The 14,436-nt window shown below is 55.9% G+C and carries 13 protein-coding genes; 4 read left to right on the forward strand and 9 right to left on the reverse strand.

Annotated elements, in window-relative coordinates; genetic code table 11:
- Positions 1–4: 4 nt before the first annotated feature.
- From JW897_RS00265 to JW897_RS00305, 9 genes are all read right to left on the reverse strand, one after another.
- Positions 5–2,035 carry a capsular polysaccharide biosynthesis protein gene (locus tag JW897_RS00265; protein ID WP_420837261.1) on the reverse strand — a complete coding sequence of 677 codons (2,031 nt, stop codon included), beginning with the start codon at positions 2,033–2,035 and terminating at the stop codon, positions 5–7.
- Between the two features lie 285 nt (positions 2,036–2,320).
- Positions 2,321–3,478 (reverse strand): hypothetical protein, encoded by a 1,158-nt coding sequence (locus tag JW897_RS00270; protein ID WP_205464809.1) that lies wholly within the window; start codon positions 3,476–3,478, stop codon positions 2,321–2,323.
- Positions 3,479–3,551: 73 nt separating this feature from the next.
- The gene (locus JW897_RS00275) at positions 3,552–4,934 is read right to left on the reverse strand and encodes a bifunctional cytidylyltransferase/SDR family oxidoreductase (protein ID WP_205464810.1); all 1,383 of its coding nucleotides are present in this window, start codon (positions 4,932–4,934) and stop codon (positions 3,552–3,554) included.
- Positions 4,935–4,947: 13 nt separating this feature from the next.
- On the reverse strand, positions 4,948–6,270 hold the full coding sequence (locus JW897_RS00280; protein ID WP_205464811.1) for a CDP-glycerol glycerophosphotransferase family protein: 1,323 nt from the start codon (positions 6,268–6,270) through the stop codon (positions 4,948–4,950).
- 69 nt (positions 6,271–6,339) lie between these two features.
- Entirely contained in the window at positions 6,340–7,995 is a 1,656-nt protein-coding gene (locus tag JW897_RS00285) for a polysaccharide biosynthesis/export family protein (RefSeq protein WP_205464812.1), read from the reverse strand.
- Positions 7,996–8,002: 7 nt separating this feature from the next.
- On the reverse strand, positions 8,003–9,121 hold the full coding sequence (locus JW897_RS00290) for a KpsE/RkpR family capsule polysaccharide export protein (protein WP_205464813.1): 1,119 nt from the start codon (positions 9,119–9,121) through the stop codon (positions 8,003–8,005).
- The gene (locus JW897_RS00295; protein ID WP_205464814.1) at positions 9,105–9,776 is read right to left on the reverse strand and encodes an ABC transporter ATP-binding protein; all 672 of its coding nucleotides are present in this window, start codon (positions 9,774–9,776) and stop codon (positions 9,105–9,107) included. Before JW897_RS00295 ends, JW897_RS00290 begins: the two co-directional genes overlap by 17 nt.
- Positions 9,773–10,546, reverse strand: coding sequence for an ABC transporter permease (locus JW897_RS00300; RefSeq protein WP_205464815.1), 774 nt, complete (start codon positions 10,544–10,546; stop codon positions 9,773–9,775). The genes JW897_RS00295 and JW897_RS00300 overlap by 4 nt, the downstream gene beginning before the upstream one ends.
- Position 10,547: 1 nt before the next feature.
- A complete protein-coding gene (locus tag JW897_RS00305; protein ID WP_205464816.1) occupies positions 10,548–11,435 on the reverse strand; it encodes a KpsF/GutQ family sugar-phosphate isomerase in 888 nt (295 codons plus the stop codon).
- A 414-nt stretch (positions 11,436–11,849) separates the two neighbouring features.
- On the opposite strand from JW897_RS00305, the gene JW897_RS00310 reads away from it, so the two are divergent.
- From JW897_RS00310 to yedA, 4 genes are all read left to right on the forward strand, one after another.
- The gene (locus tag JW897_RS00310; RefSeq protein ID WP_205464817.1) at positions 11,850–12,044 is read left to right on the forward strand and encodes a hypothetical protein; all 195 of its coding nucleotides are present in this window, start codon (positions 11,850–11,852) and stop codon (positions 12,042–12,044) included.
- 56 nt (positions 12,045–12,100) lie between these two features.
- Entirely contained in the window at positions 12,101–12,691 is a 591-nt protein-coding gene (gene tsaC, locus JW897_RS00315) for an L-threonylcarbamoyladenylate synthase type 1 TsaC (RefSeq protein WP_082158755.1), read from the forward strand.
- 26 nt (positions 12,692–12,717) lie between these two features.
- A complete protein-coding gene (tolQ, locus tag JW897_RS00320) occupies positions 12,718–13,386 on the forward strand; it encodes a protein TolQ (RefSeq protein ID WP_019101077.1) in 669 nt (222 codons plus the stop codon).
- An 85-nt stretch (positions 13,387–13,471) separates the two neighbouring features.
- Positions 13,472–14,335, forward strand: a complete 864-nt coding sequence (gene yedA, locus JW897_RS00325; protein WP_205464818.1) for a drug/metabolite exporter YedA — start codon at positions 13,472–13,474, stop codon at positions 14,333–14,335.
- Positions 14,336–14,436 lie beyond the last annotated feature (101 nt).

The raw sequence follows: 14,436 nt of genomic DNA on the forward strand, positions 1-14,436 counted from the left end.
GCGCTCAATGCAAGGTACGCAACAGACCCAGACCCTTGCGCCACTGTCTCGCCAGCCAGTGCGAGCGGGTGCGTCCAGGCTTGAGTTGCTGTTTGCGCCGCCATAGGTGTTCAACCACGGCTTCGGCTCTGGCGAAGCCCGGCTGGCCCGGGATCACGTAACGGGGATAGGCAATCAACACGCCGTAGACCAACTGCTCCAGCGTGAGCCGGCGTTGTCTATGGGGGATGGGCAGATGATCGTGAGTCAGGCCCCAGCCGGCGTAGAAGGGCATGCCGTAGCAATGTACCGGCTTGCCGCGCAGCAGGGCTTCGAAACCGGCCTGGGAGGTCATGGTGTGGACTTCGTGCGCGACGCTCAGGCAGGCAATGATGTCGGCGTTGTCCGCCACTTGGTCCGCCAAGCAGGCAAGCTCCTGCTCGGAGACCGCCCCATGCCGGTTGCCGGACGAGACATCGGGATGCGGTTTGTAGATCAACCAGGCGTGCGGCCGCAGCCGGCGCACCTCCCGCAGCAGCGACAGATTGCTGTTGAGCCAAGGGGAGGCTTCGCGGAGGGAGGCGTCGTCTTCCACTTGGCCGGGAACCAGGACTATGGTTTTCCCGGTGGCCGCTGCGGCGAGCTCGAACGCCGCGCCCACATTGTATTTGCTGAGTCGCAGCTCCAACAGCCGTAATCTGAGGCGTTGGGCGCGAAGAAGCTGCTGCGGGTCCAGCTCGAGTTCGCAGAGCAAGCGTTCCAGGCGCGAGGCCGGCGTTGGGGCGTAATAGAGGCCGGCGTCGTCCACCACCACGGACAAGGGCGGCTGCAAATCGGAGCCCAGTCCCCGCGAGCGCACAAAGCCGTCCTCCATCCTCAGCAAAGGCAAGCCATGCCGCGCCGCCAGAGAGGCGGCGTCCGGCGCCATGCCCCAGGCCACCAGCTTGCTGTCTGGAGGAAGCTGCGGCGGCAGCTTGCCTGGTTTCGAGATAAAGCGGACTTGGTTGCCGGGGTGCTTCAGGAAGGGCCACACCACCGCGCGTTTCCACCAGCTCATGCCGATGCACCACAGCACGCCGCCGGTTTGCTGCCGCAAGCTCCGGTTTAGATGAATCCACTCCGCCACGTCGAAGAAGGTGCCGGGTTCCCCGGTTTCCGGATGAATGTAGCGGGCGTATTGCAGATAGGCGGCGTGAAACAGCTCCTCCAAGGTCCGGCGACAGTACCGGCGCAGCTTCAGCGTGGGCATCTCCGGGTGGCGGTCATCGGTCAGCCCCCAGCCCGCATACCACGGCATGCCGAAGCAGACGACCTGGCAGCCGGCGATCAAGGCTTCGAAGCCCATGTGCGAGGTGGCGGTGTAGACCACATCCACCTGGGACAGCAGCGATTGGGGACAGGCGTCCTCAGCGATCAACTTCACGTCGGGCGGAGGGAGAGGCAGATAGCCTCGTTTTTTGCCGGCGATCACGTCGGGATGCGTTTTTACCCAGATTTCCGCTGCGGGATGCTCGCGGTAGGCGGCTTCCAGCATGGCTTGAAAAGTGCATGTGTCCGCACCGCCCAGTCGCACGGACACGTCGCCTTTGGTTTGATCCAGCACCAGCACGCGTGGGCGTCCACTTCGCGGTGGCAAGCTCAGAATCGGTGAGTGGTTGTATTTGGACAGGCGGAGATGCTTGATCCACGATAGTCCAAGTGTGGAGAGGGCTTGTTCCCCTGGAGATGGGGCGCCGTTGAGAATCAGCTGCTCCAGCTGAGAAGGGTGAGTAGCGTCATAGTAGATGCCGACGTGGTCCAAGACGACCGATAAAGGCGGGCAAGCCCTGATGCTAAGTCCCAGCGAGCGTATGAAGCCGTCTTCCAAGCGGAGGACAGGGACTTTAAGCCGCATGGCTAAATTCTCTCCGCGGCGAGCGCTTGGGCGGTGGCCCCAAACCGCTATGGCAGTGATGGCATGGCGCGTCCGTACCGAGGTAGGGACGACGGTGCGGCCAAGGAACTGAGAAAGATGAGGAATGCGATAAATGCCGGGGGAGCAAGCAACGGTCATCATGGGCTTTCAGATGTAAGAGCTGGTTCAAAGTCGGTTGCGCTTTAGCTGGATGGATAGAAAGGGGCGTTAGCAATAAGCTCAAAATGTTCATGTACCACTCGTGCATTCCGCTTTTTCGTTCACTTTCGCCTTGTTTCTCCCTTGCTCGCAGGCTCTAAGGTTTGAATTTTGTCTATGCTGATCGGCCTAGCCGCAATCAAAATCAATCTGTTTAAAAAGCGAGATGTGTATATTTTTCTTTTGTTCTTGAGAAATATATTACATGCAATTGTATTTGTTTTTAATTTAACAACTTAAGAATCTGGCATTCTTGAGATTTTCTCTTGCAATATTGCTCAGCCATTCTATTCGGGATGATAGGGGCATCTTTTCTAAAAAATCATGTTCATACGATATGTAGTAGTTTTTTACATCAATATTGCTTTTTGTATCCACTTCATGGGAAATGACGGAAGGAATCTCTTCATTTTCTCTGACCCCGAAAATGGAGTAGTGCTTTTCTTGTCGTTTTGAAAAAATATCTGGGTGAGGTTCATTTTTGATCAGCACGCAGACAGGGATATCGGCCGCTAAGCATTGGACCTCCATCGCGGAAACATCAGTAATGGCCATGGCAATCTTAAGATAATCTCCGCGAGGTAATATTCTAAATTTTTCAAAAAAATTAAATAGATTTGTAAATACTTTCATTGAGTGATAGGGCTGAACCAGCCTTACCTCGAGGCCGGCCTGAAGTAATCTGAAGATGCCAATCCATAAATTATTCATATGAGTTTGGCTTCTGTAGCCTAAATTAGGGTGGGTTTGAATGGTAATGCATTTTATCTCCAATCTGTTGGCCAGCCGTTTTAATTTGCTGAAGTTGTCGATATTGGTTAAGCTGGAGTAATTTTCTGATTCCAGCCCCCCTTCCCAGGTGGGGGCATAAAACAGTACGCCGCCATCCTTGGGTAGTGTGAAGTGACCATTTAAGCTGCCGGAGAAAGTGTTTCCAAGTTTTATTAAACGGCCATGGGTTCTGTCGTATACAGAGAAGATGCCGTCGTGTAGATAACGATCAATGCCAGCTTCTCCTGCCACAATAATAAAGTCGTAAATTCTAGTAATAGGCTTGATGGATGATTTTTTATTGCTTTCTCCATGAGTGATAAAAACATGTATCATTTTTCTATTGGCAACGACTCGGCAATTGGACTGCGCGTTGAATGGATAAAATATAATGCCATTATCTAATGCATCTATTTGGCTGTTTCTCTCTATCCATTGGTATGGAATGTCGAGCCGTTCGAGAATGGCAGGAAATTTTTTTTCTATTGCTTTGTATTTTTTAATAAGCACGAGAGTGTTTTGATCAAAAACGCCCGCATGAAAATAATTGGCCAATTGATAAATGGTGCCAGTGATTTTTGTGTCTATATATATGTGTGTATTGCAAGGAAGCATTGAAGTTTCCAGTGATTTAAAATGGGTAAAAATTTCATATTCATATTTGTGGGTGGGTGGTTTATTAATGGAGCTATATGAGTAGCGCTCCTTCTTTTTTGATGTCGACTATCATTCCTGTCTTGCGCATTAGGGTGACGAGCAGGCTCGTCTCCGCAACGTCTTCCGCTTTCAATAGCAGAGAGGGATCTTCCAGGCCAAAGTTTGTCACGCGCATCGGGGTCTGTGTCCTTTCGGGGTTGATGCAATTGACTCTGATTGCATCCTTGCTCCATTCATCAGCCAGAGCCTGGGTGAAGTTGACGGCCGCGCTTTTTGTGGATGAATAAAGCGAGTAATAAGCTCGTCCTCTAGTGTAGGAGCTGGAAGTGAAATTTAGCAGGGTTCCCTTGGACTCTTTCAGGAACTTGTGCGCAGAGAGGGCGATGTTTATCATGCCTAAGTAGTTGGTGCTGATAATGGCGTTGATCTCCTCGGGTGATGTTTTTTCGAGAGGTTTTTTTATCAGCAAGGCAGCAGTATTTATTACGATGTCTATTTTTCCAACGCTGTCTATGACACTGCTTAGGAATGCCTCAATCGTCTCTCTTTTTGATATGTCTATGCCGTTTTGAGTGCGGCTTGCAGAGAATGCTCTGGCGCCGTTCAATGTCGCCAAGTCATGGATTGCTTTGCCAATGCCGCTGGAGCCACCAAAAATAATGATGTTTTTGCCTTTCAGGTTTTTCAGCAAAGTAGGGTCGAAACGGAAAGAATTGCTGCGAGCTTGCAACATTTTCTCTATGGTGAATAAATCCATCGTGTGTGTGACTTTTTGATTGCTATCGGTGCCATCTGTAGTCGCAATCTTGATATGAGGCAACATCGCACGCACCACGCCGCAGTCACAGGTAAAGTTTCGGCGATCCTTTTCTATCGCCAATTTATAAGCCTCTCGAATGGTTTCCAGCAGAAAACCTTGTGGAGTTTGTCCTCTGCGCATCAAGTCTCTGGGAGGAATGTCTTTGATGCAGCCGTCATCGCCAACTTGTATCAACGTGTCGCTGGAAGGGATGACGACGTCGACGGCCGAGAAAACATCCAGCTTATTGATGCATTCGCGGATTATCTGCTCATTCACCAAGGGACGCACGGAATCATGAAACAACACTTTGGTTTTGCCTGGATAATTCATCAGACTTTGAATTGCCGAGTAAGTGGAGGTAAACCTGTCCTCTCCGCCGGCAATCACTTTGACAACCTTTTCCCAGTGGTTCTTGTTGACCAGGCTCCAGACAAATTCCACATAGTCCGCTTTGGATACGACGATGATTTCATCAATGTCGTGCGTGTTTTCAAACGCATCAATGGTGTATTCAATGACGCAACGTCCTGCAAGTTTTGCAAACTGTTTTGGTACCGGTCCGCCAAATCGGGATCCGTTGCCACCCGATAGAATTACGCCGACGTTTTTCATGGGTTTCTCCTGTTTATGTGGTTTCGCTTATTTCAAACGATTTCAGTTGTCTTATGAATTCTGAATGGAGGGTCTGTTCTTTACCTATCATATAGTCGATTGCCTCCATTCTTCGTTCCGCTAAATAATCATCGCCATTCAGAACCTGGTTCATCTTTGCCATAAGCTCCTCGATAGTGTGGAATGTATAAGAGTAATATTCGTAAGACATGTCGCTGGAGGAGAGCTTGATCTCACGGTCTTGCGGGATGAATACGAAAATGGGGCCGTTGGCGGACAAGCATTCGGAGACCGCCGCGGAGATGTCGCAAACAAAGACATTGGCGGTTCTAAGCAGGTGATTGATTGGCGTGCTCTTCTGCTCAATAACAGCGTCAATTCCCTGCTGATCCAATGCATTGCCAAGCTCTTCATGAATATTAAGAAGGTTCTTCTTGCGATTGCCTGTCATCGGGTGAAACTTGATGCTCATGTCCACATCGAATCGCTGTTTAATGCAGCGAATTAATTCTCCGGATAGCAAGGTTGAAGAATAATTCTGCTCTTCGAATGTGCCTTCCCAAGTAGGCAGGTAGAGAATATTGGGAACAAACCCTCGATCGTGCCATGGTTTTTCTGATCGGATCAATATTTCTCGTAGATTAGGGCGGCCGACTTTTACGAAATTCAAATGTCTTGGTTCAAAGCCGGCATTTTTGAATCGATCGATATGGGCTTGTCCTGCGACCCAGATAGCGTCATAGACACGAAAGAATTTATGCGCACTTGCGGATTTATCGCTATCCCCATGTCCTATAAATATGTGTTCGAAGTGGTTGAATCTCAGAAGGTGAATATTGTTCCCCGTGTTTGAAGGGTAGAAACAAGCCTTCAGTGCCGGCAGCCGGTTTACTACAGCCTCGACATCAATCGGGTTTTTCGCAAAAACAACGGGAAACAGCGGATACTTTGCCCTTATTGATTTGTAGAGTGCTATATTTCTAGTGAGAATTACAAAAGGGCAGCCTGATGCAGCAAAATAGGGAATCCAGGAGTTTAGATGCAAACTGCCAGATGCTTCTCCTTCCCCTGTGTGTATCATTAGGTAAGCCGGCATGAAAAAATTAATGGCAGAAGTGTCGATAGTGTCAAGTGCTGGCTTGGCGCTGGCGGATTCGATAGAACTGAGCGCAGGTTTTGCCGGTGCCTTGGCCGGTGTTTTTGCTGCAGGTTTTGCTTGGGATTGCATTTTTACTCCAGGTGGCGACATGGCATCATTTCCTATATGTCCTCTCTTTTTGGCCATGTCGTAAAAAAACAGACTAGGATTGTTAATGAGTTTTCTCAGTTTTCCCATGGTTTATCCTTTTTAAATTGTTGGGTTCACATTTTTACGTTGCCGTGACTTTTCGAATGTTTTGTTTGCTTAAAGATTAAAAACCACTTTTGCGGCTACTGCGATCTGATAAAGGATTTGGGTAATGCCGCGAGTGATTTCAATGTTCTTGCTCTCAATTTTTGGCAGCACCATAATTTCGTCTCCAGCAACTATTTGCGTGTAGGAGGTTGCGGTTTGAGTTTCTCCATTTTGTTTCAAGAGGATTAGGCGAGCATTTTTGGCACCTTGGACGTAACCGCCCACGCGTTCGATGTAGTCTTTAACCTTCAGGTTTTGCTGCCAACTGACCGCATTGGGGAACATCACTTCCCCGTGCACCATGACTACGCTGGTTTTTTCCGGGATGCGGATGACGTCGCCGTCTTCCAGCAGGGTGGCGTACAGGTTTTCCTGATTCAGCACCACTTGCCCGCGCGGCTCGATCTTGCTGGCCTTGGCCACGAAGCGCTCAATCAACTCGGCTTCTTTGATACGCAAATCGGCCTCCTCCTTGGTGGCGGAGCGGGCGGAAAGCGAGGCTTCCTGTAATTTCTGCAGCGCTTGTTCCAGCATGGTTTTTTGCCTCTCGGCCACTGATTTGCGGAACAACTGCAGCGCGTCCACTCGCGACATGCTGTTGGCTTGCACCTTGGCCAGCACGTCGGCCATGCTGGCGCCGTAGGGCAGCACGATGGCGTGTTCGCCGGAATGGGCGCCTTCCACTCGCACCTGGATGGTGCCGGCATAGCGGTCAGCGCTGATCAGCAACTGGTCTCCGTCCTGCAGAACTACGTTGCCGGCCTGTTCCAGCGGGTAGTACTCGCTGCGCTTCTGCGTGCCTTGGCGACGGATGATGCTGGCGTGAGTGGCGCCGGGTTTGGGGCGAGAGACTTGCAAGGCTTGTTGCAGGCTGATGCTGTTCTGCCCGAATTCGAAGTCATAGGCGTTGAATACCTGACCGCTGACTGAGAAGGTATGTTGGCGCGGGCCCACCACGATGACGTCGCCATCGGAGAACTGCACCATGTCCATCCTGCCCTGAAGCAGGAAGTCGTAAAGGTTGACGCGTTGACGCACGAGGTCGCCGCGCTTGATCTGAATGTCGACATAGCTGCCGCGCTCGGCGTCGACGCCGCCTGCCTTGTCCAGATAGCTGAGCACGCTGTCGGCGGCGATGCCGCCATAGAGGCCGGGCTGCTTGACGAAACCGGTGACGAAGACCTTGACCGGCTGGGCAACGTCCAGCGCCGCGTACACGTTGACATTGGCCTTGTAGACCCGGCGCACTTGGTTCGACACCGCCGCGTTCAGTTCGCCGTTGCGAATGCCTGCGACCGGCACCGGGCCGATGTTTGGGATGAAGATATTGCCTTGGGGGTCGACAAGCAGTTGCGCGTCGAAGCTGAAGGCTCCCCATAGGCGCAGAGCGATGCGGTCGCCGACACTGAGCTGATAGTTGGGGTTGAAGCCCTGGCCCGCGCTATTGCGGAAGGCGCCGCCAAAGAGTTGCGAGCCGAACATGCGGCCAGGCGGCTGAGGAGGGACGCTGAACGGGATTTCCTGCGGTGTAGCCGGAGCGGAGCGCTCGGCGGCTTGTTGCCGCGAGAGCGGTTCCGGCTCCGCCGGCGTGCCGGTCAGCAGGGAAACCGCGTGAGCCTGGCCCAGAACCAGGCAGAGAAGCGGGAAGAGCTTGGCGCGTTGCATAGTGAAGTTAAATCTTGTGGTCTTCGATAATGGACAGGGCCAGGCGCGCGCAGCCGTAGAGCAGGCTGCAGGCGATCAACAGCGTGGCCAGGGTATAAAGTTTGCGCGGGTATTCCGCGTCTTCGGCCAACTGCGGCGAGGTCACGACGGCGAGGCTCTTGCGCTTGTGGCTGGCTTCCACGCGGCTTTTCTCCAGAGCGGTCAGCGCCAGCTTGTACAGGTCGGCCTGAAAATCGACTTTGGCCTTCAGTTCCTGATACTGGGCGGCTTGACGGTTCAGCCGTCCATCTTCAGGAGCGGCCAGCTTGCTTTTTTCATGGAGAATCTGGGCCTTCAGCGCCGCCAGCGCGCCGGCCTGAGCCGTGATCTGGGGGGCGTCGCTTTGCAGATAGCTTTGCAAATTGCGCAATTCGGCCTCCAATTGCGCCTGCTTGGCCTGTAGCTCCGCCAGCAGCTGGCCTGCCGCCTGGGCCTGGGCGATAGGATCGAGTTGGCCATGGCTGTTCTGATACTTCAGCAAGGCCTCTTTGGCCGTGTTCAGGCCTTGATAGGCGCGTTCGGTCTCTTGTTGGGCAAAGGCAAGCTCGTTGCGGCTGATGGTTTGCGACAGTCCGTTGATGAAGCGCTCGCATTCTTGCAGGATGGCGAGGTTCAAGCCCTGGGCGAACTGGGGGGTGAAGCCTTGGCTGCGTATCGTCAGCAAGGAGGTTTTATCGTCGAATTGGACGCCTACCTTATTGCGATAGAAGGTCAACGTGTCTTCTTTGCTCGCCGATGCCGATAGCCGGTGCGGCCAGTCCAGGCCTGCGGCGCGGTAGGCCTGCTTGAGCCCCAGGCGCTGCTCCAGCCGTTGCAGCATGTCCGGTGAATGGATGTACTGCTGCAACAGCATGGCGTCCTCCCGGACCGTGGAGGCGCCGGCGCCTAATAGTGTGCTCAGATTGAGATCTCCTCCGCCGTCGCCGGAGCGTTTGACGATGACTTTGGATTCGCTGACGTAGCGATCCTGGGCGATCAGGACGAAATATGCGCCGCACAGCGTCAGCGGCAGTCCGATGCAGATCCATGGCGAGACGAGGCGGGCGAGCAGGGCTTGGGGCAGGAAACGGTCAAACCACTTCAACATTTTCTTCTTCCCGGTAGGCCTGAATCGCATCGTCAATGCGCTGGAAATAACGGACTTGGTAACGGCCGATCAACAGCCCGGCGTCGCAGAATTTCTTCAGTTCGGACATGGAGTGCGACACCATCAGGAACTGGCTGTGTCGGCGCCGCTCCAGCATCAGTGCCGCGCTTTTGCGCTTGAAGGCGGCATCGCCCACTGCGGTGATCTCATCGACCAGGTAGTAGTCGAAGGGGAAGGCCATAGACAGGCCAAAGCCGAGTCTGGAGCGCATGCCGGAGGAATAGGTCTTGATCGGCATGTCGAAATAGTTGCCCAACTCGGCGAAGTCCTCGACAAAAGCGACCTTGTCGTTTAGCTCGTGTTTGTGGGCATAGAGCCGAGCGACGAATTTGACGTTTTCACGTCCGGTCATGCTGCCTTGAAAGCCCGTGGCCAAACCCACTGGCCAGGAAATGCTGTGGCGAGTGACGATGCTGCCGCAATCGGGCCGGTCCATGCCGCCGATGATGCGCAGCAAGGTCGATTTGCCCGCGCCGTTGCGGCCGATCAGGCCAACGCTGATATTGGACGGGATCTCGAGGTTCAGGTCTTTGAAGACATGGAACCGTCCGTTTGGCGTCCTGTAGGACTTGCTGAGTTTGTGTATCTGGATCATGAGCGCAACATGGCCGGTTCCCGGCCTTTATAGAGAGATAAGCCGGCAAACAGCAGGGCCAGCGTCCACGCGGAGAGATAGGACAGGCTGGTGTCGTTGAACGGGTAACCGAACATGGCCGCGTACCGCATCAATTCGAAGGCGTGCAGCAGGGGGTTCCATTCCACCAGCCAGCGGTATTCGACCGGGATCAGGCTGAGGGGGAACAAGATTCCGCTGAGGAAGTAGAGCAGCTTCATCAGGATGGGAAGCAGTTTGTCGACGGCCTTGAAGGCATGACCCAAAACCATGCAGACCAGGCCACAGGCCAGGGCGAGCAAGCACAGCAGCAGCCAGGCGGTGATTAACAGCGGCAGCTTGCTGAATTGAATAGGCTCGCCGGCAAGCCATAGGCAGGCCATCAGCATGGCGTAAACCAGCGCATAGGTCAGGCCCTCCAACAAAGTCCGAGCCAGCACCGCGTCTAGCGGGCGTACCGGGCGGTAGTTGAACAGTCCGCGATTTGCTTCTATGGCGTTCAAGGAGCGCAGAGAGATATTGCGAAACAGCATATAAGGCACGATGCCATTGGCCAGAAAGACCGGGAACGACATGCCGGGCAGCGCGCGCTGAACGATGAAGCCGAGTACCAGCAGCAGGATGGCCATATGCGCAGCCGGCTCCAGCGGCGCCCATAGATAGCCCAGCCGATACTCGCCGAAGCGGGTTTTCAATTCTCTCAGCAGTAGCGCGTGCACGGTGGCGCGCATGATGTCGAAGCCGCTGCGCATATCAGATATCGAACGATTTGATGATGCCGACTGTCCGTCGTCTTTCGTCGGTAACCAGCAAGGCGGTGATTTTGCGCTGGTTCATCAGCGCTTCCGCGTCTGACAGCAGGGCGTCCGCGGCGATGCAAAAGGGCGACGGACTCATGATGTCGCGCGCGCTTAAAGACTTGAGGTCTTCGTGCTGTTCGATGGCGCGGCGCAAATCGCCGTCGGTGATGATGCCGACGGCGGGCGCGCCGGGCGCTCCAACCACGCTTAAGCCCAGGCAGCCTTCGGTGATGGTGCTGACGACGGTGGTGAAGGTGTCGTCCGGCAAGTTGAAAGGAACGCGCGCATGCATCGCGTCCTTGGTCTTGGTCAGCAGCTTGCGGCCCAGCGAACCGCCAGGATGAAAACGGGCAAAGTCTTCAGCCTGGAACTGGCGTTTCTCCATCAGCGCCACGGCCAAGGCGTCGCCCATGGCCAGAGCGAGGGTGGTGGAGGTGGTGGGCGCCAGATTGTTGGGGCAGCTTTCGCGCTCCACCGGGATGGGCAAGGATAGGTCGGCCTGCCGCGCCAGGGTGGATTCCGGTTTGCCGGTGATGGCGATGACTTTGGCCCGGATGTGTTGGAGGTAAGGAAGCAGGCGCAGCACCTCCTCGGTTTCTCCGCTATTGGAGATCAGCAACAGGCAGTCGTTGGCCATGATCATGCCCAGGTCGCCATGAAAGGCTTCGCCGGGATGGACAAAGAAACTAGGGGTGCCGGTGGAGGCCAGAGTGGCGGCGATTTTGCGTCCAATGATGCCGGACTTGCCCATGCCGGAGACGATGACCTTGCCGGTGGTGGCATACATGAAGTCGATGGCGCAGGAGAAAGAAGCCGACAGCGTGTCCGCTTGTCGAATCAACGCGTGCCCTTGGGTGCGTAAGACGTGTACTCCGGTTTTAATCGCATGCATGTGGCTAATCCAATAGGATGTGCGGCGCAACAGCCTTATTTTTCTGGCGCGCTCGCTGTATCAGCTTTCACCCGGCACCGGGTCAATAATTCATCATGATGCTAGCATCGACTTGAAATATCCTCATTAGGAAAAGTCCTAAAAAAATCCGGGGTTTCCGCCAAATTTTTTCTGGTGGGCTGTTTTTTTTGATAATTAATTAATATATTTATTTAAATGTCTTTTCTTTTCTTTTATAAAAATAAAGGTTATTTAAACCATATATTTGCATATGCTTTTGTAGGCTCTTTCCATCAAGTCTGAATTGCCGGCTTGGGCCGCGGCGCTTGCAAGGACGCGGCGCATATCCGCTGAGGAGGCGTCATGGCTGAAACGGAAGAGGACGCGGAGTCCGGGAGTTGGCGCCGTCGACTGGCGCAGCGCTTACGTCATGAGCGCCGCCGCTGGCGCCGGCTGGCGTATTGGTTGCAGCAGCTCCACAGCGACAGGCCGCCGCTGCGCTGCTACGCCTGGCGGCCGGCGCCGGAGGATGTCGACGACGCGGCGTCGAAGCGCTAGGTCGCCGCCGCGGACAGCGGTACAATGCGGCTTTACTTTCGCCATCGCCGTCCATCATGAAGTTCACGCCAGGCCGGGTGCGGCCTCTGCCCCGTCTGCCCGGCCGCGCCCTGCAACAGCAGGCCCGCGCCGCCTTGAAGCAGGGCGAGGTCATCGCTTATGCCACCGAATCCTGCTACGGCTTGGGCTGCAGTCCGCTGGATGTGCGCGCCATCCGCAAAATTCTGGCGATCAAGGCCAGGCCCAATCACAAGGGGCTGATCGTGATCGCGGCCGACGTTTCCCAGATCCGCCACCTGATCCGCCCGCTGAGCGCCGCCCAATATGCGGAACTGGCGCGCTACTGGCCGGGTCCATATACTTTTTTGCTGCCGGCCTCGCGCCGGGTGCCGCCGGCCTTGCGCGGCAAACACGACAAGATCGCCGTGCGCGTGACCGCGCATGGCGAGGCGGCGGCCCTGTGCCGCAGCCTGGGCACGGCGCTGGTGTCCACCTCGGCCAACCGCGCCGGCCAGCAATCGCTGAAGACCGCGCGGGCCTGCCGCGAGGCGTTCCGCCAGCGGGTGCTGACCCTGCCGGGCCGCATCGGCAAGCGGCGCAAACCGTCCACCATCATTGATTTGGAAACAGGCCGCGTGTTGCGCTGAGCCTGGCGATTACAAGAGGAGTTGCCGTGCAACAGATTTCCTTCCTGAGCCTGATCCTGGACGCCAGCCTGATGGTGCAACTGGTGATGGCCGGCCTGGCCTTGATGTCGGTGCTGTCCTGGGCCTTGATCTTCAACAAGATCGCGGTGCTGCGCGCGGCGCGGCGCAATAGCGACGAGTTCGAGCGCAATTTCTGGAGCGGCGCGGATCTGAACCGCTTGTACGAGGACGCCAGCCGCCGCAGCGACACCGTGGGCATGGAGCGCATCTTCCAGTCCGGTTTCGCCGAGTTCCTGAAGCTGCGCGGCCGCAACGGCACCGAGCTGTCCGACATCATGGCCGGCTCGCGCCGAGCGATGAAGGCGGCGGCGCAGCGCGAGCTGGACGCGCTGGACAGCCATACTTCCTTCCTCGCCACCGTCGGTTCGGTCAGCCCCTATATCGGTTTGTTCGGCACGGTGTGGGGCATCATGCATGCCTTCATCGGCCTGGGCAACGCCGGCCAGGCCACCTTGTCCACGGTGGCTCCGGGCATCGCCGAGGCGCTGGTGGCCACCGCCATCGGCCTGTTCGCGGCGATTCCGGCGGTGGTGGCCTACAACCGCTTCGCCACCGACGTCGACCGTCTGGCCACCCGCTTCGACAGCTATATGGAAGAGTTCTCCAACATCCTGCAGCGTCTGGCCACGCGTTAAGCCTGGCCCGTCCGCGGCAAAATTGGACTTGCCACGGACATTCCCATACGGCATGGTATCCGGTTCCACTTTCCCGAGCCGCACCATGCCGTTTTCGCGCATCCCCCCGCTGACCTTAGCCGCTTTCTTCGCCCTGTACGTGATCTGGGGCTCCACCTATCTGGGCATACGCATCGGCATCGAGTCCTGGCCGCCGATGATGATGGCCGGCCTGCGTTTCTCCCTGGCCGGCTGGCTGATGCTGGCCTATCTATGCTTGCGCAAATACCCGATGCCGAACGCGCGCGAGCTTGGCGGCGCCGCCTTGCTCGGCGTGCTGATGCCGGCGGTGGGCAACGGTCTGGTCACGGTGGCGGAGAAAGACGTGTCCTCTGGCGTGGCGGCCTTGGTGATCGCCACCGTGCCGCTGTTCACCCTGTTGTTCGCGCGCATGTTCGGTCAAAAAGCGCGCAAGGTGGAGTGGGCCGGCATCGGTCTGGGCGTTTGCGGCATGGTGCTGTTGAATATGGGGGCCAATCTGAAGGCCAGCCCCAGCGGCGCCGCGCTGTTGCTGCTGGCCTCCGCCGGTTGGGCGCTGGGCTCGGCCTGGAGCCGGCATCTGGCTCAGCCCAAGGGACCGATGGGCAGCGCCTGGATGATGATTTTCGGCGGCGCCGCTTTGTTGCTGGCCAGTCAGGCCTATGGCGAGAAGCTGCAGGGGATGCCGACTCTTTCCGGCTGGCTGGCCTTGCTTTATCTGGCGGTGTTCGGCTCCATCATCGCTTACAGCGCCTATCTGCACCTGCTGAAGACCGTGTCGCCGGCCGCCGCCACCAGCTACGCCTACGTCAACCCGGTGATCGCGGTCTTGCTGGGCGTGGTCTTCCTCGGCGAGCACATCGGCCTGCACGAGATGCTGGCGATGAGCGTGATCGTGGCGGCGGTGGTGTTGATCAGCTGGCGGCGTTAGGGCCTGCTCAAGGTCTCGCGAGCAAGGGCGAGACAAGGCGAGAACGAGCGAAAAAGCGGAATGTACGAGGGGTACATGAGCATTTTGAGCTTGTTTTTAAC

Origin of the sequence: Chromobacterium alkanivorans, from assembly GCF_016937655.1 — a bacterium.
GTDB classification, from domain to species: Bacteria; Pseudomonadota; Gammaproteobacteria; order Burkholderiales; family Chromobacteriaceae; genus Chromobacterium; species Chromobacterium alkanivorans.